Source organism: Flavobacterium humi (assembly GCF_004745595.1).
GTDB lineage: Bacteria > Bacteroidota > Bacteroidia > Flavobacteriales > Flavobacteriaceae > Flavobacterium > Flavobacterium humi.
Genome location: NZ_SRLH01000004.1, coordinates 64,647 through 85,252, shown reverse-complemented (window position 1 = coordinate 85,252; position 20,606 = coordinate 64,647). Strand labels below are relative to the sequence as shown.

The window sequence follows — 20,606 nt, the reverse complement described above, 5'->3', positions numbered from 1 at the left end:
TTTAGCATAAATCCATGAAAAGAATTCTATTTTTTTTTATACTGGCCACCAGCCTGCCGATGCTCTCCCAATCGATTACGATCAATAGTACCGCGTACAGCGAGGATGAATTGGTAAAAGATGTTTTGGTAAACAGCCCTTGCGTAAATGCACGTGATGTAAGCTTCAGGACAGGGACCAATTTCGGATCTTCAAATGGGATTGGCTATTTTGAAAACACAAATCCTAATTTTCCATTGCAAAATGGCGTAATCCTGACGACAGGGAATATTTTCAATTCTCAGGGACCAAACACTTCCGAGTTAAGCGACGGCAGTATGGCCTGGGATGGCGATGCGGATTTGGAAGCGGCACTTTTGGCATCGGGCATTACGCTTAATTCCAAAAACGCCACGGTCCTGGAATTTAATTTTACGGCACTTTCGCCCAATTTTAATTTCCAATTTCTTTTTGCTTCTGAAGAATACGGGGCGTACCAATGTTTGTTTGAAGACGCTTTTGCTTTCTTACTGACCGATTCCACAAACGGAACAACACAGAATATTGCCGTTGTGCCTAGTACATCCACGCCAATTTCGGTTCGGACCATCAGGAACATAACGTATAATTCCGGGTGTCCTTCTGCCAATCCGCAATACTTCGGAAGATACAACGGAGGTGCGGCTGCAACTACTTCAGCTACGAATTTTAACGGGCAGACGGTTTTAATGAATGCTTCTTCCACGCTGGTACCTAACAGAACGTACCATATCAAACTGGTAATTGCAGACAGGGGAGATAATGAATTTGACTCTGCCGTTTTTTTGGGCGGGGGCAGTTTTGACTTTGGAGAAGATATTTTAGGGCCCGACTTGACCATTGCCAACAACACAGCGCTATGCGACGGAGACACTTACACCATAACTTCCGGATTAGATCCTAACCTGTTTGATTTTGTATGGAAAGATGAATTTGGCAATCCTCTGCCTGGCGAAACCGGCCCAAATTTGACCATAAGCAGCCCAGGAACATACCAGCTCACTTATTATGTGCAATCCAGTCTTTGCGAAGTTGCCACCAATGATATCGTAATTGAGTATAACGCTACTCTTACCACCCCAAATCCTCAATTTTTATACAAATGCGATTCAGGGCAAGCCAATTACACCTTTAATTTAGCATACAACAACTTAATCGTCGATCCTACAAGTTCCAATCAGGTTAGTTACCATGAATTGCAATCGGAAGCGGAATCCAACACCAACCCTTTGCCATTGAGCTATACTGTTAGTGCAGGAAGTTTGCCTAAAACCATCTGGGTAAGGATCCAAAACCCTGCCGGATGCCATGCTGTCAAATCTTTCGAATTGCAACTCGTACCACCGCCTGCACCGGCACCGGCCTGGAGTTTCAGCATGTGCGAATCTGTAACAGGAGGCGGGACCGCGTCATTCGATTTGCCAACACAAGATCCTACTGCATTGAACGGTTCTTCCGGAATGATTTTTAATGTGACTTATTATACCAGTTTATCCGATGCAAATGCCGGCATAAACAATATAAATACGACTTCCTTCTTTGTTTCTGGTAGTACGGTAATTTATGTAAGGGTGCAAAACAAGACCGATCCGGGTTGTGCAACCGTATCAAGCCTAAATCTTGTTGCCGTCCCAAACCCTATGATTCCTCAGATTGCAGATCAATATGTATGTACCAGCTATACTTTAGGCCATTTGACACAGGGAAATTATTTTACGGGTGCCAACGGGACCGGTACACCGCTTTTTGAAGGGGACGTCATTACGACAGAACAGCATATTTATGTGTATTATGAAACCGGAGGTATTCCCAGCTGTAATTCTGAAAGCGATTTCTTTGTCTGGTTGGTAGATCCGAGCGATTTATCTCCAGGAGATACACAATGCGATCAATTCATATTACCGCCGGCTCCAATCCCAGGATCTCAATATTTCACACAGGCCGGAGGTCCTTCCACTCCTGGGAATACAGAATTGCTCCCTGGTTATGTGGCTGCTGTCGGAGAAGTGATCCATGTATATTTTGTTTCCATGGAAACGCCTCCTTGTATCCTGGAAAGCAGCTTTACCGTCCATGTTGATATTACACCGACAATAACCGGGACATTCCCGGACCTATTTGATTGCAACCCGATCAATTCCCTACCTGCTTTGAGTGTTGGGAATTATTACACACAGGACATTCTGGGAACGTATCATTTGCTTACTTTCCCAATCAATACTACAACCGATATTTATGTTTTTGCGGAGAATAACAATTGTAGGACACCTATTATTCATTTTACCGCTTACATAGACCACATCCCGATGCCTAACAGGGATGTTTGTACTTCTTATGTTTTAACTGCCCCTCCAATTGGAGAATACAGGGATGCCCCTAACGGAGGCGGGAATATCATTCCGCCCGGGATCATAACAGCTCCTGTGGGTTCAAATACGAGGACCATCTATTTCCATGTGGCAAGCGCCAACTGTACTGATGATGATTCATTTGTGGTTACATTCCACAAACCAATTATAGCCGACCAGCCGGATTATACCAACTGCGGGAATTTTGTCCTGCCTATAAATCCTGACGGTGCGGATTACTATACTTTATCCGGAGGACCTTCAGTAACCGGGAATGTGAAGCTCATACCGAATGTTTCTTTTGTAGCTACCTCTGCCACCATATACCTTTACAAGGAATCGACGGCTCTGACAGGCTGTTTTACAGAAAAACCGTGGAGGATCAACATCAATACCAAGCCTGTGATTGATGGATCTGCAGACCAGGTGGTTTGTTACAATTATACTTTATTACCGCTGACAAACGGGAATTACTATGACGATCCGATGGGCGTAAATCCGATTACGGACCTTTTTATCGACATCACAGACCTGAATGCCAATGACGATTTGGCCAACAGGACCAAAATAATTTACATCTATGCCGAAAATCCTAACGATCCAGCTAACTGCTATACTCAAAGTATGTTCAAAATAGCGATTGACGGGATAGAAGCTGTCGACTTAGGCAATCAGACAGCTTGTGACACTTATACCCTTCCGGTCTTGCCACCGCAAAATCATTATTATACTTTATCAGGAGGACCTACCACACCTGGAAACGTTGAGTTGATAACTGCTTCACAAAGAACCTTTACTTCCTCGACTACTTCTCCGATTTATATTTACAGGGAAACCAGCAACCACCTGAATTGCCAGGATGAAAACCTGGTCAATATCATCATCAACCATTCCACAACTGCCTTTTCGCCAACTGCTATTAGCGAGTGCGATACTTTTGCAGCAAATGATGGTATCTTTTCATTTGACCTGACCCAAAGGGAATCTGAAGTTTTGGGTACACAAACGCCTGCCTCGGATTATTCTTTTAGTTATTATACCTCTTTGGCTGATGCCAATAATCCGCTGGCAACGCCAATAGCCAATCCTTCTGCGTATCAGAATGACAATCCTTTTAACGATAGTGTTTGGGTGAGGATCATCAACAATAATAACATTCCGGCAAATTCCTGTTTTGGCGTGGCCGAATTGTCTTTAATCGTAAAACCGCTGCCAAATCCCGTTTTACAACCGGAATATTCCATTTGTACGGATTACGAAACCGGCGCATTGGTCAATCCGGTACTTTTAGAGCCGGGAGTTGCGGCAGCCAACCATACTTTTGAATGGACTTTGGCACCAAGCCCGACAATTATAAGCACCAGTCCGACCCATATAGCGGCAATTGACGGCACATACAGCGTAAAGGTAACGGATGTTACTACGGGCTGTTCCAAAACAATAACCACAACTGTAACCGAATATGCTCCTTATATAGAGATAGTGTACAGTGATGCTTTTGAATCGCCTTCTTACATTACCATAAATGTTTTGGGTTCCGGATCCGGCAATTACGAATACCAGCTGGATGAAGCCGATTTCCAGGACAGCAACGTTTTTTACGATGTTGCTCCGGGAGAACATACGGTAACGGTACGGGACAAGGACGGACAATGTTCTCCGGCACCTGCCACGGCAATCATTATAAACTATCCTAAATTTTTCACCCCAAATGGTGACGGATACCATGAAACCTGGAATATTCCTAATTTAAGACCTTCCAATCCGGATGCCCCGATATTCATTTTTGACAGGTTTGGAAAGCTAATCAAGCAAATCACACCATCGTCTGGAGGATGGGACGGTACATTCAACGGGAAACCACTGCCGGCAACCGATTATTGGTTTGCAGTGCATTATCTTGAAAAAGGGACCTCGAAAACTTTTAAAGCGCACTTTACCCTCAAGAGATAGACTGCCGCCTGAAATACAAAACCTCGCCATACCCAAGCATGGCGAGGTTTTTTTTTATTTTCCTCCCGATGTTAAACATTTCTTAAAATTGTAACAATCCCTGCAAAGGATAGTCTACTATGCATTGCAATCATCAATCGCAACAATAAACAAACAAACAGTAGTATGAAACTCAAACTTTTTCTCATTTGCCTGCTAACGCAGTTCGTTAGTATGCAAGCACAGACATCTGCCCCCAACAATTTTATAAACCCCGGAAGCATTTCCGGGAAAATAGTCGACAAGAAAACCAGTGAACCAATCCCGTACGCCACCATTACCATCAAGGATGCCGGAAAAGTGATCTCGGGAGCAATTTCTAAAGAAAACGGAACATTTACAGTAGGAAACCTGGAATTAAAGAACCTGACCATCGAAGTGCAGTTTATGGGCTATAAGACATACCAAGGTAATTTCAACTTATCTTCCGAAAACAAATCAGTCGCTCTTAAAACGATTGCTCTTGAAGAAGAGGCGACCATGCTTGAAGGCGTTTCTGTTGTAAGGGACCGTTCAACCATCGAACAGAAAATTGACCGTAAAGTGGTGAATGTCGGAAAAGATTTAGTGGCTTCCGGAACGAATGCTTCTGAAATCCTGAACAATGTACCGACGGTAAGCATCGATCCGCAGACCAAGGAATTGAGTTTAAGAGGGAATTCAAACGTGCGCGTACTGATTGACGGGAAACCTTCCAATGTTGATGCGGCGCAGCTTTTGCAGCAAATCCCTTCCGCATCGATCAAACAAATAGAATTGATCACCAATCCATCGGCGAAATACAACCCGGAAGGAATGAGCGGGATCATCAATATCATTTTGCATAAAAATGCGAATATCGGATTCAACGGTTCTATAAATACCGGGGTAACTTTCGGGAAAACACCAAAAACAAACTCTTCTGTAAATCTTAATTATAAAGTTGGAAAGGTAAATTTCTATACCAATTATGGCTTCAACCATGGTAGAAACGCCAATCACGGTTATGTAAACAGTTCAAATCCAGGGTTGGAAAACCTTCAGAATTTTGAATTCAATAATTTAAACAATTCCCATTTGGTGAAGTTTGGTGTCGATTATTATATTAATGACAAAAACACTTTTTCGGTATATACCAACCAAAGTATAAACCATACGGGCGGAACCGGAAAAACGATTATCGATTATTCAGGGCTTGGCAATAATGACAGCAGCCAATATTTCAGAAATAGAAATAAAAACAATTCCCAGACCTACGATGCGGCTTTCAAACATAATTTTGACAAAAAAGACGAGGTTTTGGATGTTGAGGTAAATTATTCCAAAACAAAAAACAGCGAAGACACGCATTATGATGACAGTTCTACCGAATCTAACGGGAGTTTGGCATCGGATTTCGATACAAGGAATGTTATTAAAGGTGTGACCGATTATACCCAAATTAATATTGATTATACCAATCCTTTAACCGAAAAAACAAAACTGGAGCTTGGTGCGGAAACAAGGATTCAAACGACAAAAAACAATTTCAATTCCCACAAGGACGGAACTCAGTTTAGCGCGCCTTACGATCTTGTTGAAAATGCCGACAACAGATTCAGCTTCAACAGAAACATCAGCGCCGTGTATGCCAATTACGGTACGGAATGGAGCAGCAAATGGAGTACGCAGTTAGGCATCCGAATGGAATATTACGATATTTCAGGAGATTTTGACAAAAGCGAAACGAAATTCAAATCGGATGAAACGCCTCAGAATACAAGCTCGAATGAAAGTGACAGGGTAACGGATAAAATCTTTACTTTTTACCCATCTGCTTTCGTAACGTATACTTTAAATGAGAAGAATTCCTTCAATTTTAACTATTCCAGAAGAGTTGACAGGCCAAGTATAGGGCAAATCAGCCCAATCAGGGAATGGTCAACCCCTTTGATCGAATCCAAAGGAAATCCGGAATTAAAACCGCAGTTCACGAATTCATTCGAGGTGAATTATACCCGAAACATGAAGGTAGGATCTGTAACTACCGGCGTATTTTACAGAAGGATCAATGATGAGATTTCGAGAGTGATTTTCAATGACCCGAACGACCCTTCAAACAACCGTAAAATCCTTTCTTTTGACAATTTCAATGACAACAATGCTTATGGTGTAGAAGCTTCGGCCAATTTAAAATTCACAAAATGGTGGTCTGCCAATGCGAGTGCCGATGCCTATTTTAAAACGGTCCGCGGAACGATCCAAAATGCGACTACGAATGCTTTGGAGAATGCCGAAATTGACGTGACTTCTTTCAATGCAAGAATGAACAATACCTTTACGGCGACTTCCAAACTGAAATTCCAATTATTCGGGATGTACAGAGGGCGTGACCTGAGCCTTCAGTTTGAAAGAAAAGCGATGTACAAAGCAGATGTAGGCTTGACATACAGCGTATTAAAAGGAAAAGGAACCGTTACAACACGTTTGAATGATATTTTTGACACGATGCATTTCGCTTTCGACGGAAACATTCCTTACAGACAATACGGTGCTTTTTACTGGGAAAGCCAAACTTTTTACGTAGGTTTCAACTATGTATTCGGAGGAGGAAAAAACAGAGCGCTGCAACGCAAACAACGTGATGCCAACGAAACCCAAAGCGGTGGCGGATTACTATAATAGCTAAAAAAAGCTCCATGTTTATGGAGCTTTTTTTATTTTGTAACTGTAAGGATTACCATTTGATAATAACGCTTCCCCAGGTAAAACCGGAACCGAAAGCGGCAAGGACCACTATGTCTCCTTCTTTTATTTTCCCTTTTTCCCAAGCTTCTGTCAAGGCAATCGGAATAGAGGCTGCGGTTGTATTTCCGTAGTCCATGATATTGTTGTAGACCTGATCATCCGTCAGTTTGAATTTCTGTTGGATAAATTGTGAAATCCTCAAGTTCGCCTGGTGCGGAACCAGCATATCGATATCCGAAACGCCCAGGTTGTTTGCTTCGAGCCCTTCATTGATTACTTCACTGAAACGGACAACAGCGTTTTTAAACACGAACTGCCCGTTCATGTATGGGAAATAACTTTCATCGTCAGGATCTGCATCAGCAATGATATCGGTTACCCAGCGTTGCCCCATTCCCGGTGCTTTCACAATCAATTCTTCGGCATGCTGCCCTTCTGAATGCAAATGAGTGGAAAGGATTCCTTTGGTCACATCCTCTTCCCTGCTCAAGACTGCTGCTCCTGCTCCGTCGCCAAAAATCACTGACACGCTGCGGCCACGGCTGGTCATATCCAGTCCGGTAGAATGCACTTCCGAACCGATGACAAGGATATTTTTATACATTCCGGTCTTGATATATTGGTCTGCAACAGAAATCGCATACACAAAACCCGAACACTGATTGCGTACATCAAGCGCCCCTACTGTCCTTAAGCCAAGGTCGCGTTGCACTAAAACTCCCGGCCCAGGAAAATAATAATCCGGGCTCAACGTGGCAAAAATGACAAAATCGATATCTTCTTTGGCAATTCCGGAACGCTTAATGGCAATTTCCGCTGCTTTGACTCCCATGGAAGTCGTGGTATCTTCACCTCTTATAATGTGGCGGCGCTGTTTTATCCCGGTTCTTTCCTGGATCCATTCGTCGCTGGTATCTATAATTTTTGATAAATCATCATTGGTCACTACATTTTCCGGCACATAATATCCTAAACCCGTTATTTTAGAATGAAACATATTTTACGTTTTTAATTAAAAATGAATTGCAAATTTACATTTACAATAAAACAATGCAATACAAGTTAAGGTTTTTTTCTGATTAAACAATTTTTAATGGTTGCATCTCCCAAAAAGCCTTCAAGCACCATTACGCTATCATTAAGGTAACTTCCAGGTTTAGTGGCAGTTCCTCATCATGTTCGAAAAAGATGACTTTTTTATCAAAAACCGCTTTTACAAGATAATGGTTCCCTTTAAAGTAACATTGTTTGACTATTGCTTTCAGCAAGCCGTTTTCCACAACCTTTAACTGACTGGGATACAATAAAATGGATTCGTCCTCACCTTCGGTAAACGTAATCTGGGACAATTTCAATTCGTTTACTTCCCCAAAAAGAGAGGCCACATATTTATTAAGCGGGTTATTGTAGATATCCTTGGAAGGCGCTTTTTCCAAAATCCTCCCTTTATGCAGGACAATGGTTTCATCTGCAAACGAAAGCGCATCGGTACTGTCATGCGTAGCAACGAAAACGGTAATCCCTTTTGATTTCAAATACGCAAATAAATTACGCCTCAGGGCATTTTTCCTAAAATTATCAATATGGCTGAAAGGTTCGTCAAGCAGCAGTACTTCCGGTTCCAACGCCAAAACCCTGGCCAGGGCGACACGTTGTTGCTGTCCGCCACTTAAGTATTTGGCCTTCACGTTTGCATATTCGGTCATTTCGACGATTTCTAGCAATTCCCAAATGCGTTGCCCTTTTTGTTCCGGATAAAAATTGGACAGGAACTTGCCTACATTTTCAGCTACTGTAATGTACGGCATAAGGTCAAAATCCTGGGCGAGGTATTTCATAAAAGGCATTCCCGGAACCAAATGGGCTTTTGGCCCTAAAACTTCAGTCCCATTCCATAAAATATGGCCTTCATCCAGGTCATACAAACCGTAAATAAGTTTGAGCAAAGTACTTTTCCCACAGCCGCTTTCTCCTAAAACAGCAATGTTCTGTCCTTTTTCAACTGAAAATTCTATATGTTGGATAACTGGTTTTTCGGTATAACCGAAAGTAATATTCTTGACTTGGAGCATGCTATTATTTTAGAACGACAAAACTACGAAGTTTATTTAAAAACAAAAAAGCCGTTCCTTAGAAGAAACAGCTTTTTTAATGAATTTATAACGTAACGAAATCTTAATTTCCAGCTTCTTTTTTGGCATCCTGAACCATTTTCTCATTAGCGGTAATGGCGAATTCCACTCTTCGGTTTTGAGACTTGCCTTCTGCCGTTTCGTTGGAAGCGATAGGATCAGCCTCCCCTAATCCTGTTGTGGAAAAACGCGAATTTGCCAAACCTTTCCCTGACAGGTAACTTCTTACCGAAGCAGCTCTTTGTTCAGACAATTTCAAATTGTAATCATCGGCGCCCGAACTGTCGGTATACCCGTAAATCTGGATATTGGTATCCGGGTATTCGTTGAAAACAGCTACCAGCTTGTCCAAATTTGATTTGGCAGTTGGAGTCAATGTTGATTTGTTGGTATCAAAACGGATGGAATTTTCACCCAGCGTAAGTTTGATCCCTTCCCCAACTCTTTCCACTTGGGCACCAGGCAATGTCTCGCTGATTTTACGGGCCTGTTTGTCCATCCTGTTACCGATCATCCCACCGGCAACACCTCCTACAACACCACCAAGGACCGCACCAAGCGCTCCTTTGCCTCCTTTTCCGAGATTGTTCCCCAGGACACCTCCGATAACGGCACCACTCACTGCTCCGATGGCAGCACCACGTTGCGTATTATTTGAATTCTTAACAGACTCACAGCCGGTTATCACTGTTCCCGAAAGAAGCACCATCGATAAGAAATATATAATTGACTTTTTCATAATACTGTATTTTAATTAGTTTTTCTGAATTGGTAGACAACATTGGTTAACTTCCCTCCGATATTGATATTGTCTATTAACTTGAATGACTCCATGGTTTGATCGTCAATCCTTAAAATGTAGCCTACCTGTTGTTTTTTGGCTTTTACCCCTTCTCCCAGAAATTTCAAAACAAACTGGCTGTCCTTATTCACATACCACTTGATTGGCGAGCTGAAAGCCGGGCAACCTGCCTGTGTCAAAGCCATTTCCCCCGTATCGTTGTTGGATACAAATTTCCAGGTACTGCCTTCGAAACATTTGGCATCAGCAATATCAAAAGATTTAACTTTAAACATATCCGAACCCGGATACGTAACGGAAACTATAGTCCAGTTGCCTTTAATAGCTACCTGAGACCTTCTGTCTACGGTAGTACTTGCAGCTGGTGCGGGAGTCTTGCAAGAAACTGCCAAAATAACCAACGTAAATAATAAAATTATCTTTTTCATATTTTAAAGTTTAATAGATATTCTTACAAAAATACGAATTTTGCGTACACAAAGCCTAATAAAAATAGAATAATTCGCCTCAAAAGAAGGCAAAGGCCAATGCGCCAATTTGTCATTTGAGGAATAATTGGTATCTTATTTGAAAGAAGACAAACCATATTAAATTTAAAATCAAATACCTATGACAACAGGAAAAATTAATGTTTCGGTAGAAAATATCTTTCCCTTAATCAAGAAATTTCTATACAGCGACCATGAAATCTTTTTACGTGAATTGATTTCAAACGGAACTGACGCCACTTTAAAATTGAAGCACCTGATCAGCATCGGCGAAGCCAAAGTAGAATATGGCAATCCTATAATCGAGGTGAAAATTGACAAGGAAGGTAAAAAACTGCACATTATTGACCAAGGCTTGGGGATGACGGCAGATGAAGTGGAAAAATACATCAATCAGGTGGCTTTTTCCGGTGCCGAGGAGTTTTTGGAAAAATACAAGGATTCTGCCAAAGATTCAGGCATTATAGGCCATTTCGGATTGGGCTTTTATTCTGCTTTCATGGTCGCTTCAAAAGTGGAGATCATTACCAAATCTTACAAAGACGAACCTGCAGCACACTGGACTTGCGACGGAAGCCCCGAATTTACTTTGGAACCGGCAGACAAAACGACACGCGGTACAGAAATAATCCTGCATATAGCAGAGGATTCTTTAGAATTTTTGGAAGATTTCAAAATCAAGGAGTTACTGAACAAGTACAACAAATTTATGCCAATCCCGATTAAATTCGGAACCAGGCAAGAAGCTTTGCCAAAACCTGAAGATGCTCCTGAGGATTACAAAACAGAATATAAGGAAGTAGACAACATCATCAACAACCCAAATCCGGCGTGGACAAAACAACCATCCGAATTAAACGAGGAAGACTACAAAAATTTCTACCGCGAGCTGTATCCGATGCAGTTTGAAGAACCGCTTTTCAACATCCACCTCAACGTAGATTATCCTTTTAACCTGACAGGGATTTTATATTTCCCGAAACTGGGTGCTGACATCCAGATCCAGAAGGACAAAATCCAATTGTTCCAAAACCAGGTGTATGTTACCGATAACGTGGAAGGCATTGTCCCTGAATTTCTGATGATGCTTAAAGGTGTGGTGGATTCGCCGGATATCCCGCTGAACGTTTCCCGTTCCGGATTACAGGCGGATAGCGAGGTGAAAAAAATCTCGAATTACATTACCCGTAAAGTGGCCGATAAATTAAAATCCTTATTCAACGAAAGCCGTGAGGATTTTGAGCAAAAATGGAACGATATTAAAATCGTTTTGGAATACGGAATGCTTTCGGAACCGAAATTCTACGAAAAAGCCGGTGCTTTTGTATTGTACCCAACGGTAGATGGACACTATTTTACCTTGGAAGAATTAAAAGAGAAAATCAAAGGCAACCAGACTGACAAAGACGGCAAACTGGTGGTTTTATATGCCGGGAACAAAGAAGCGCAACACAGTTACATTGACATTGCCAAAGACAAAGGCTATGAAGTACTGTTGCTGGATTCTCCGATTATTTCCCATTTGATCCAAAAACTGGAAGCAGACAACGAAAACCTGACTTTCACCCGCGTGGATTCGGACCATATTGACAATTTGATTAAGAAAGAAGAAAACGCCATTTCCAAATTATCGGAAGAAGAACAGGCCAGTTTAAAGACTGTTTTGGAAAACCTGGTGCCAAAGCAAAATTATTCGGTACAACTGGAAGCCTTAGACAGCAATGCGGCCCCGTTTATCATCACGCAGCCGGAATTCCTGCGCCGTATGAAGGAAATGAGCCAGTCCGGCGGCGGCGGTATGTTCGGGATGGGCAATATGCCGGAAATGTACAACCTGGTAGTCAATACCAATTCTGACCTGGCATCGGCCATTTTAAACACGACAGAAGCCACTGCACAGGAAAGCCTTGTAAAACAAGCCCTTGACCTGGCAAAACTATCTCAAAACCTTTTAAAAGGAGAAGAACTGACTGCTTTTGTAAAAAGAAGTTTCGAACTGATCCGATAACATACGGCACCTGCCAAAATGATACAACCTGTGAAGCCATTGTTTCACAGGTTTTTTTATGGATTCATCCTAAAATAACCAGTGCGATCCATACCTGAAAACCTTCTTGATACGTTTTAATTATTGCCTACATTTATAGGTTAGCAGGCATTATTTTTTGGGGTTGCGAAAAAAAGGGAAATACCTTGTTAAAAAAAGGGGAAATACCCTGTACTCGTATCAAACTAATAATCAAACCTTTACATCATAATAATTCTAAAGCCGGCCCGCTTCTGAAAGCCCTTTGAAAAGGCATAAGAAAAGCTTGCTTTGGAAATAAACAATTAAAAAATAAATTATATGAAACATTATTATTTTATCTTCTGTTGTGTTATTATGGTATTGTTTGCCAATAGTTGTGCTGTAATCCCAACTTGCCCAAACTCCAGAATGCCTATTATTGAAATTCAAGTCAATAATACAGAATCGAACCACGATGATTACATTGGAACATCAGGATTTATCCAATGCAGAGCCAGGATTACAAATTTCAACAAAGACTTCGGAAGCGGCCTGCAGTTTCCCGGCGGTGTTGAAGTCGAATTCAGAAACAAAAGATTAAGCAGCGATTTGTTTATCTCCACTACCAATTCAGGGGTTACAACATCGTTTTTTACGACCTTGCCCGGAAATGGCGGCTGGTTTAATTTTTTTGTAAAAGGGAACAGCCTCTCCGCTGCAGATAAGGCAAGCATTATAGAAATTGCTACTGCCGGAGCCAGCTGTAACGAAGTTGTCATAGCCCGAAAAGGCCTGATGGTCAGCAGTTCTCCAGGACCTATCCCGAATACGCGTCCTCAGGTTGCCATAGAAGTGGGCAGCATTACCACTATTGATGATTATATTGCCTGGAATCCCGTTTCCTGCAGGATCAAATGGCTAAATCCAAGTGCACCGGGCGCTACGCTTAATATTACGCTTAGGAATATGCCTTCTTTAAACCGCTTACGATTTGCTACCGGAACGCTGGCAGCAGGGACAACGGCCACAAACCTAACAGAAAACCTGACGCTTAGCGGAGATGGTTCATGGGCCAGTTTTAAAATTGCCGGAAATCAAAATAATGCCAGTGTAGAAGACAAGGACGCTGTTTTTGAAGTCATGCAGGGAGCAGACCTGCTGGCCCGTGAAGCAGTAATGGTCAGAATCCGGAAAAATGCCAATACGTTATCAACACCGGAACGTGACCGATACCTGGAAGCCTTGCGGGAAATCCATCAAACGTATAACTTCTACGAATTATTTAAGAATTCCCATAGCGGCAATGCTTCCGGTTTTAATGTTATCGCCCACAGGCAAGCCCACGTTGGTTCTGCATTTTTGCCTTGGCACAGAGCCTTCATGCTTCATATCGAGCGGATACTGCAGGCCAGCGATCCTAGCGTAGCACTTCCTTACTGGCATTTTGATATGTCGTCTCCTAATATGTTCAATGCAGATTTTATGGGCGCAAACCCAACTGCTCCAGCTGCAGTGGCAATCATCAATCCTTCCAACCCAATAAGCACCTGGCAAATAACCGGGCAAGCTGCAGGGATAAGAAGAAGAACACCTTACGGGAATAACGGAATTCCTAGCAGTGTAATGGGGACTGGTACCGGAGTAGCAACAGAAGCCGCAACATTTGCTTTAGGTGCCAACTATTCCAGTTTTAAAGGAATGGAAGGAACCACGCACAATGGCGCTCATAATAATTCAGGCAATAGCGTTTCCTGGATAGCCGGAAGCCCTCACATTGCCCCACAGGATCCATTATTCTATTTTCTGCATGGCAATATCGAGAGGCTGTGGGCCAAATGGCAATGGTTGAATAACCGCTTCGATGCTACACAAAGCAGTACGTATGACCTGCAGGGCGGACACTCGAACAGTCCTTCTTCGCCACCGGTATTTACAACCAATCCCGGAAACCCGAACCAAATTACCTCCAACAGGACTTTTGGCCAGTATGTGGAAGATTCCTTATGGCCTTGGGACAATAAAACAGGCGTTTCACAAGGCACAGGCACATTAGAACGACCTGCTACGGCTCCGCTGACTCCTTTCCCGATTGTTGTGGGAAGTATTTTCCCAGGTGCCCAGCCAACAATTAAAACGACTATCGATTTCAGGCTTATGAATTACGGGTACGATGATTTTTTTCCTTATTAACAATTTAAAATCCAAAATAAATGAAAACATATATCATATTGACATTATTGCTCTTTAGTTCAGCAGTTGTTTTCCCGCAACAGACCAAAAGAGATTCCATCCTTAGAAATGTAGAAGAATACAAAGGAAGGGTACTTAAAGATGCAGCTGTTTTTATCAATACTTCAAATACGACCGAACAGCGGATAAAAGCCATACAAAAGCACGCCATTATTTATGATGACCAACAAAAGGCAATGTTCAAGCGTATTGTCCTTTCGGAGAATGAAAAACCGGAAATAAGGGCTTTGGCCTTAAACAAGATTTATGCGGAAGCCGATAAAGACAACGAATTCCTGAATCAAATCATGCGTTGGTTTTCCAATCCTCAAACGCCTAAAGCATTGCGGGATGAAACACTGAGTTTGATAGGAAACCTTTCGTTTTCTTCTATGCCCGGGATATTGGAACCGTATCATAAAATGGTAGAAGACCCAGATGTGGCCTTCCGGGAATTCGCTTTCAGTAAGTTAGTCCTGAACGGAGATGCAAGGGCCCAACAATTGCTGATCAGGGGTTTGGAAGGCCAGAATACAAAACCGTTGGACAATCTTACGGCTATCAGGATCCTTTCTTCCGCGCCTAAAAAAGATTTTTATCCCGCCGTTTATAAAATACTGCTGGAAACCCAAAACGAAGACGAGCGGCTATTGGCGATCCAGACTCTTGGGGGCTATCCTGCTGCAAAAGAGAAATTAGCATCTATTTTTATGTCAAGGGAAGAAAAATCGAAATTCAGGGAAAACGCCTTGATTTCCTTTTACAATTACAACAAAAGGGAAACTGTTACTTACTTAACGGAAATCCTGGGTGATCCATCCGCTTCCGCAGATTTGAAGATCATTGCCATACAACTTGCCATCAATGAAAGAAAAGCCATATCCTATCGGAAAAAAGCCAAAAAAGCAGACAAATTAGACACTCTGATACGTGATATATCCAATGGCCGCAACGATGCCGACAAGGAATTGACTGCCATCGCGAAGAAATACCTTTTATTAGTAAGACCTGTTTTTTAAACGATTATGAAAAAGTTATATGCCATAGCATTGCTTTTTACTGTTTTCAATGCTCCGCTGTATTGCCAGATGAAAGACGGCGATGGAAGTACCAATACGGCGGGTCTTGAGACCAGCGAGGAGGCATTGGCAAAATACATTAAAAATGCCAACGGGCAGGATTCGTTTGCCCAATTAGCGGCTTTGACAGAAACGGCAAAGGCAAACTTCAGCGACTCTGCTTCAATTACGGAGAACCTATCGTTTTGGCTGGCAGAAAACCATCCGATATACGATGGCAAAGGTTTTAACGAAGCATTACAGTTCCGGGCTTATTTGCTGCATTCCTTTTCTTTTTTCCCGGCTAATGACAGGATACTTGGCTACCTGATTTCTGAATTGACTTTTTCCGACAACCAGAATATCGTGTGCGCTGCTGTTTTTACAAGCAAGAAATACCATGACAGCAGGCTCATACCGCTTATTGAAAAACTGGCTACGGATGCCTATCGCACGACCGTGAATTTTTCTGATTTCCAATACAATACCGTTTACAATTATAAGACAACCATTCAGGAAGAAGCCAAAAAGGCCCTGGATGCTTTAAAGACGGAAGAAGTGCCTGCAACCAGTCATAAACCATCGTGTTGCTCTTCTAAAATGGCCATTGGGAAAGAAAGTCCTTCCAAATTGATCGGGAAAAAAGACAGAATGGTAAAAGACCTCAACATTACCTTTTTGGATCAGGAAAATGACTTTATCAACCTGAAAAACACTCATGGAAGTCCTTTTATCGTCACTTTTTTCTATACCAGCTGCACCAATCAGAACAAATGTGCCGCCACGATTTCCAAATTATCCGAGTTGCAAAAAAGCCTGGTGGGAAAGAAAAACAAATTTAAAATTTACGCCATCACGTATGACGAGTATGTGGACAAGCCCGATGTACTGAAAAAATATGGCGGTTCTTATAATTTCATGTTCGACAAAAACAACAAGTTCCTGCTTTCTGCCGATAAAGAAGAAAAAGAAAAGATGGACCAGCTCTTCAACACCACGGTAAATTACGGGAATGGCATTGTAAACCAACACGGGATCCAATTGTTCCTGTTTGACAAACACGGCAAAATTGCTTCCGTAATAGAAAACGAGAACTGGACCGTACCTTCCGTTTCGGACAAGATAAATACCTTGCTGGAGGAATAAAGAGAAAGCTCCGTTTCCGGTAAAAAATAAGCCATCATACTCAATGATGGCTTTATTTATTATTTGTTTTGGCCGATTGCTGATTTTCAAATATTACACTTCAATCGGAGCGGGTTTCCTGTAAAACAAGCGTTTAAGGACTGGAAATGTTACCGGAACGGATTCTTTTTCAAAATAAAAATTAGCCAGGTTCCAGATGATCATAATCGCAGAAAAATAATACAGGTTGAGTACCAAAGCAATACCCAGGTGCATGGAAATAGTTAGTAGCATCCAGGTTTTGCGGGTTTTGGGAATCCAGACAAAAACCGGATACAACATCTCTATCATTACTGTGGACCAGCCTAATATAACTAAAATATAAGAATGATCTGCCATCCAGGAGAAATCAAAATTAAAATCCCGGTTCGCATACGGCAAATGAATGGCTTTCCAGATGGATTCGCCGTTTCGCCAGTTGTAGCCCAGCAGTTTATCTAATCCTGAGAAGAAATAGGCAATGCTGATATGGATTTGAAACATTCTTTTAACCGGCATATAACTTACGTTTTTTGTTTCCTTTTTGAAGAAGAACCGGCGGAGGGAAAAATCAGCATCTGAAGGGAATAAAATCAGGTAAAATAAGGACATGCTCGTAAAAAAATCGACTCCGTAAATAAAAAATGAGCTTCCTTTGAGCAGCGCAACCTGCAAAATCAGTAATAAAAAGGCGCTAACCCGCGAATAAAACCCGGTAATGATGGCAACGCACAAGGTGATGAAGGTTATTTTGGTCCCTAAAATCACGGTGCTTTCGGTTATTCCGTAAGAATCGAAAAAAGCGGTAATCTTAGAAAATGTAAGCAGCCAGCCCGGATGGAAAACAGACATGATATCCTGAGGCACAATACTTTTACTGGAAAAAAACATATCAAAATCCGGAATAATCGATACAAAATGCAACAATACCATCGTTCCTATCGAAATCCGGAAAAAAACCAAAAATTCGGCTGTGCCTTTGTTCTCAAAAAAGAAATTTTCAATCTTTGTATATAAAATGGCGGCTTTTCTCATAGTGTTCTTTTATTTGATTTGACTTACCAAAATCAGGTTATCTGTTTTTTCTCCTCTTTTGTACCTGTCCAAAGTCGGGTAATCATACAAGTATAGTTTGGCAGTACATTTTGCAGCTTTATGATTTTCTTTCAGCACGCTTTTAGCAATTTGTTTCAGCACAACATCCAGGTATTCATGGTATTGCGAGTCGTTTTTCTTTTTAGAAGAGACTACTTTATCCATAAACATATTAAAAACAGAAGTATACCTTACAATGCCTTCCTTGCTTTTGAATTCTGGCATGATCCGCTCTTCCAGGATATTGCCCCGGGCGTCCCGAAGCTCAAAAAGCAGTACGAAATCACTGGCCACGTTGGGTGCAAAGAAACCATATCCGGTATCAAATCCGGTATAAGCCGTAAACAGGCTCACCGGCCCGAGTTCGACTATTGTATTGGAAAGCTCGTAAGCCAACGGTTTTTCGTAGTCGTCTTTATCATAATAAAACCCATAATAACCGTCAAAAGTCCCTTTTAAGCCAATGGTAAACACTAGAAGCAATAAAAGGAATATCCCAAAAAGCTGTCCTTTTCTTTTCATTTTGTCTTTGATTTGATTACTGAAACTCTTGTTTTGTAAAACAAGGACAAATCATAACGACTGCCCTTGTTGTTTTGCTATTATTTCTGGTATTGCTTGATCACATTGATCACCTGTTGGTTCAGGTTTTCATCAAAAGGTGTTCTTGTAGTCCTGATCAGCATCCTGCTGAAGGCTTTTGTACCCATGTAATCGTTGCAGATATTATTCTCATCGATACCTACTACGGAAAGCCTGTTGAAAGTAGCCATATCCTGTTCGGATAATTTGGCTGCATTTACCACGATTTTATTCGCAGTAATGGCAACATTGCCATCCAGGGAAGCAAATTGGTATTTGGACAATATTTTATCCAGCCTTACTTTAATATCCCCAAAAGAGTTCCAATCGATATCGGCTCTTTCGAAACAACCTTTATGGATCATGTTCAGTTTTGTGAATTTAGCCACATGGTCCCAAGTCTGGATTTGCGCGATGTGCTGGATTCTTTGGGTATTGACGATGTAATTCAAAAAGCCGGTACCTCCGATTTTTGTGTATTCCTTGTCCAGGGCAATAAGGCTTTCAATATCCGTCCTGGACATTTCCTTGGCGTCCTTGATCAGGAAATTGTTGTCAACAATAAAGTTTCCGTCTTCATTGTAGACCAGCATTTTCTTTGGTTTGCATTGGGAAAATAGCACTAACCCCAAAGCAATAACACCAATAAGTAACAGTGTTTTTGTTCTCATAATTTTAATTTTTTTTGGTACCTACTCTTTTTTGGCTTTTCGGCTTCCTCCATTTGAATGCTTGATTTTTATACTTGACATAAAATTACCTTCATTTAAAACAATGATAAAGAGGACAATACCCCTTTTTAAAAGGGTGTTTTCGCCCCTGTTGAATATGGTTTTACCGTAAAAAAACCCTCACAAATACTATTTTGCAAGGGTTGAAAACTATATTTTTATAGCTGGAAGTATTTTTACCGTTTTAGCGGCACATTATTTCAGGCTCGGTTAATACTGTAAAATGCTTGTTGGTTTTTCAAATTGCTTTTTCAGGATTTGTTTTCCTTTCTCGTCATAAAATTTCCACAAACCGGTTTTTTGCCCCATAAAATAAGCGCCTTTTTCTTTTTTCTTTCCATTTTCAAAATAAACGACCCAATAGCCGTTGGTGAGGTCTTTTTCAAAAATACCTTCGGAATAAAGCGTGCCGTCTTCAAAATAAAAAGCATATTCCCCTTGTTTTTCTCCATCCCTATAATTGGCCATTTCCTGTATGTTTCCGTTTTTATAATAGGATTTCCATAAGCCCGTTTTCATTCCGCCTTTATAAAATTGTTCTGCCAATATTTTTCCCTGTTCATCATAAAAATACCAGGCTCCTATTTTCATATCACGGTCAAAAGTGCCTGTTTCCTTGATTTTCCCGTTGGGATGGTACGTAATAGCCTCTCCTTGCTGCATGTCATTTTCATACGTTACTTCAAAGAATAATTCCCCGGTCTCATACCATTTTTTCCAATGCCCGGTTTTGGTATATTCTTTATGGTATTCTTCCCTGAAAGGCTTTCCGTTTGGGTAATATTCCATCGCTTTTCCGTATAAAATACCATAATCGAAGTTTTTTTCCGATTGCAGCATACCATCTTCATAATAGCTTTTGAATAGCCCGTTTTCTTTATTTTGGTCATAGTTCCCTTCCGTACATGTAGTGCCGTTTTCAAACCATGAAATGTATGGGCCGTGCAATGTGCCATCAAGATAAGTCCCTTGCGCCGCTTTTCTCCCATTGGAATAATAAGTGGTCCAAAGCCCTTGTTTCATGTTGTTTTTCAGCTGTCCTTCCTGACACATCTTTTTTGTCCCTTCAAAAAAAAGCGTGTCTTTTGCTTCTTTGGGCAACAGGACGCTGCTTTTTTGTGCCATAAGCCCGTTTGTCAAAAGGAATAAGGCAATCCATACTGTTATTTTCATTTTTACCATGCTGACTTCAATTTAAGATATAAAACCACAAGAACTTTCACCGAAGTAGGTTCCTGTGGTTCGTTTCTTTA

General features: G+C 41.4%; 14 protein-coding genes. 6 read left to right on the top strand and 8 right to left on the bottom strand.

Annotated features, from left to right (window positions below):
* Nucleotides 1–14: 14 nt before the first annotated feature.
* A complete protein-coding gene (locus E4635_RS07965) occupies nt 15–4,319 on the top strand; it encodes a T9SS type B sorting domain-containing protein (protein ID WP_135526109.1) in 4,305 nt (1,434 codons plus the stop codon).
* Between the two features lie 165 nt (nt 4,320–4,484).
* Nucleotides 4,485–6,998: an outer membrane beta-barrel family protein gene (locus tag E4635_RS07960; RefSeq protein WP_135526108.1), complete on the top strand. Its 2,514-nt coding sequence runs from the start codon at nt 4,485–4,487 to the stop codon at nt 6,996–6,998.
* 55 nt (nt 6,999–7,053) lie between these two features.
* Here E4635_RS07960 and E4635_RS07955 read toward each other — a convergent pair whose 3' ends face one another.
* The 4 genes from E4635_RS07955 to E4635_RS07940 form a co-directional block, all read right to left on the bottom strand.
* Nucleotides 7,054–8,061, bottom strand: coding sequence for a 3-oxoacyl-ACP synthase III family protein (locus tag E4635_RS07955; protein ID WP_135526107.1), 1,008 nt, complete (start codon nt 8,059–8,061; stop codon nt 7,054–7,056).
* 130 nt (nt 8,062–8,191) lie between these two features.
* Entirely contained in the window at nt 8,192–9,136 is a 945-nt protein-coding gene (locus E4635_RS07950) for an ABC transporter ATP-binding protein (RefSeq protein WP_135526106.1), read from the bottom strand.
* 103 nt (nt 9,137–9,239) lie between these two features.
* Complete coding sequence (locus E4635_RS07945; RefSeq protein WP_135526105.1) at nt 9,240–9,935, bottom strand: OmpA family protein; 696 nt, start codon at nt 9,933–9,935, stop codon at nt 9,240–9,242.
* Between the two features lie 11 nt (nt 9,936–9,946).
* Complete coding sequence (locus E4635_RS07940; protein ID WP_135526104.1) at nt 9,947–10,426, bottom strand: lipocalin family protein; 480 nt, start codon at nt 10,424–10,426, stop codon at nt 9,947–9,949.
* A gap of 181 nt (nt 10,427–10,607) precedes the next feature.
* On the opposite strand from E4635_RS07940, the gene htpG reads away from it, so the two are divergent.
* The 4 genes from htpG (at nt 10,608) to E4635_RS07920 (ending at nt 16,927) form a co-directional block, all read left to right on the top strand.
* Entirely contained in the window at nt 10,608–12,494 is a 1,887-nt protein-coding gene (htpG, locus tag E4635_RS07935; RefSeq protein WP_135526103.1) for a molecular chaperone HtpG, read from the top strand.
* 339 nt (nt 12,495–12,833) lie between these two features.
* Nucleotides 12,834–14,684, top strand: a complete 1,851-nt coding sequence (locus E4635_RS07930) for a tyrosinase family protein (protein WP_135526102.1) — start codon at nt 12,834–12,836, stop codon at nt 14,682–14,684.
* Nucleotides 14,685–14,704: 20 nt separating this feature from the next.
* Nucleotides 14,705–15,742: a hypothetical protein gene (locus E4635_RS07925; RefSeq protein ID WP_135526101.1), complete on the top strand. Its 1,038-nt coding sequence runs from the start codon at nt 14,705–14,707 to the stop codon at nt 15,740–15,742.
* Nucleotides 15,743–15,748: 6 nt separating this feature from the next.
* Nucleotides 15,749–16,927 carry an SCO family protein gene (locus tag E4635_RS07920; RefSeq protein ID WP_135526100.1) on the top strand — a complete coding sequence of 393 codons (1,179 nt, stop codon included), beginning with the start codon at nt 15,749–15,751 and terminating at the stop codon, nt 16,925–16,927.
* A gap of 93 nt (nt 16,928–17,020) precedes the next feature.
* On the opposite strand, the gene E4635_RS07915 is transcribed toward E4635_RS07920, so the two are convergent.
* The 4 genes from E4635_RS07915 to E4635_RS07900 all read right to left on the bottom strand — a co-directional run bounded on the left by E4635_RS07915 (nt 17,021) and on the right by E4635_RS07900 (nt 20,535).
* Entirely contained in the window at nt 17,021–17,980 is a 960-nt protein-coding gene (locus tag E4635_RS07915; RefSeq protein WP_135526099.1) for an HTTM domain-containing protein, read from the bottom strand.
* A gap of 9 nt (nt 17,981–17,989) precedes the next feature.
* Entirely contained in the window at nt 17,990–18,562 is a 573-nt protein-coding gene (locus E4635_RS07910) for a hypothetical protein (protein ID WP_135526098.1), read from the bottom strand.
* Between the two features lie 80 nt (nt 18,563–18,642).
* Nucleotides 18,643–19,293 (bottom strand): hypothetical protein, encoded by a 651-nt coding sequence (locus E4635_RS07905; RefSeq protein WP_135526097.1) that lies wholly within the window; start codon nt 19,291–19,293, stop codon nt 18,643–18,645.
* 270 nt (nt 19,294–19,563) lie between these two features.
* On the bottom strand, nt 19,564–20,535 hold the full coding sequence (locus tag E4635_RS07900) for a toxin-antitoxin system YwqK family antitoxin (protein WP_135526096.1): 972 nt from the start codon (nt 20,533–20,535) through the stop codon (nt 19,564–19,566).
* Nucleotides 20,536–20,606: the final 71 nt, after the last annotated feature.

Excerpts from the sequence above, each read along its gene's own strand:
- E4635_RS07955 (WP_135526107.1), bottom strand. The coding sequence starts at position 8,061 with ATGTTTCATTCTAAAATAACGGGTTTAGGATATTATGTGCCGGAAAAT.
- htpG (WP_135526103.1), top strand. The coding sequence starts at position 10,608 with ATGACAACAGGAAAAATTAATGTTTCGGTAGAAAATATCTTTCCCTTA.
- E4635_RS07940 (WP_135526104.1), bottom strand. The coding sequence starts at position 10,426 with ATGAAAAAGATAATTTTATTATTTACGTTGGTTATTTTGGCAGTTTCT.
- E4635_RS07925 (WP_135526101.1), top strand. The coding sequence starts at position 14,705 with ATGAAAACATATATCATATTGACATTATTGCTCTTTAGTTCAGCAGTT.
- E4635_RS07915 (WP_135526099.1), bottom strand. The coding sequence starts at position 17,980 with ATGAGAAAAGCCGCCATTTTATATACAAAGATTGAAAATTTCTTTTTT.
- E4635_RS07910 (WP_135526098.1), bottom strand. The coding sequence starts at position 18,562 with ATGAAAAGAAAAGGACAGCTTTTTGGGATATTCCTTTTATTGCTTCTA.
- E4635_RS07945 (WP_135526105.1), bottom strand. The coding sequence starts at position 9,935 with ATGAAAAAGTCAATTATATATTTCTTATCGATGGTGCTTCTTTCGGGA.
- E4635_RS07965 (WP_135526109.1), top strand. The coding sequence starts at position 15 with ATGAAAAGAATTCTATTTTTTTTTATACTGGCCACCAGCCTGCCGATG.
- E4635_RS07900 (WP_135526096.1), bottom strand. The coding sequence starts at position 20,535 with ATGGTAAAAATGAAAATAACAGTATGGATTGCCTTATTCCTTTTGACA.
- E4635_RS07930 (WP_135526102.1), top strand. The coding sequence starts at position 12,834 with ATGAAACATTATTATTTTATCTTCTGTTGTGTTATTATGGTATTGTTT.
- E4635_RS07960 (WP_135526108.1), top strand. The coding sequence starts at position 4,485 with ATGAAACTCAAACTTTTTCTCATTTGCCTGCTAACGCAGTTCGTTAGT.
- E4635_RS07905 (WP_135526097.1), bottom strand. The coding sequence starts at position 19,293 with ATGAGAACAAAAACACTGTTACTTATTGGTGTTATTGCTTTGGGGTTA.
- E4635_RS07950 (WP_135526106.1), bottom strand. The coding sequence starts at position 9,136 with ATGCTCCAAGTCAAGAATATTACTTTCGGTTATACCGAAAAACCAGTT.
- E4635_RS07920 (WP_135526100.1), top strand. The coding sequence starts at position 15,749 with ATGAAAAAGTTATATGCCATAGCATTGCTTTTTACTGTTTTCAATGCT.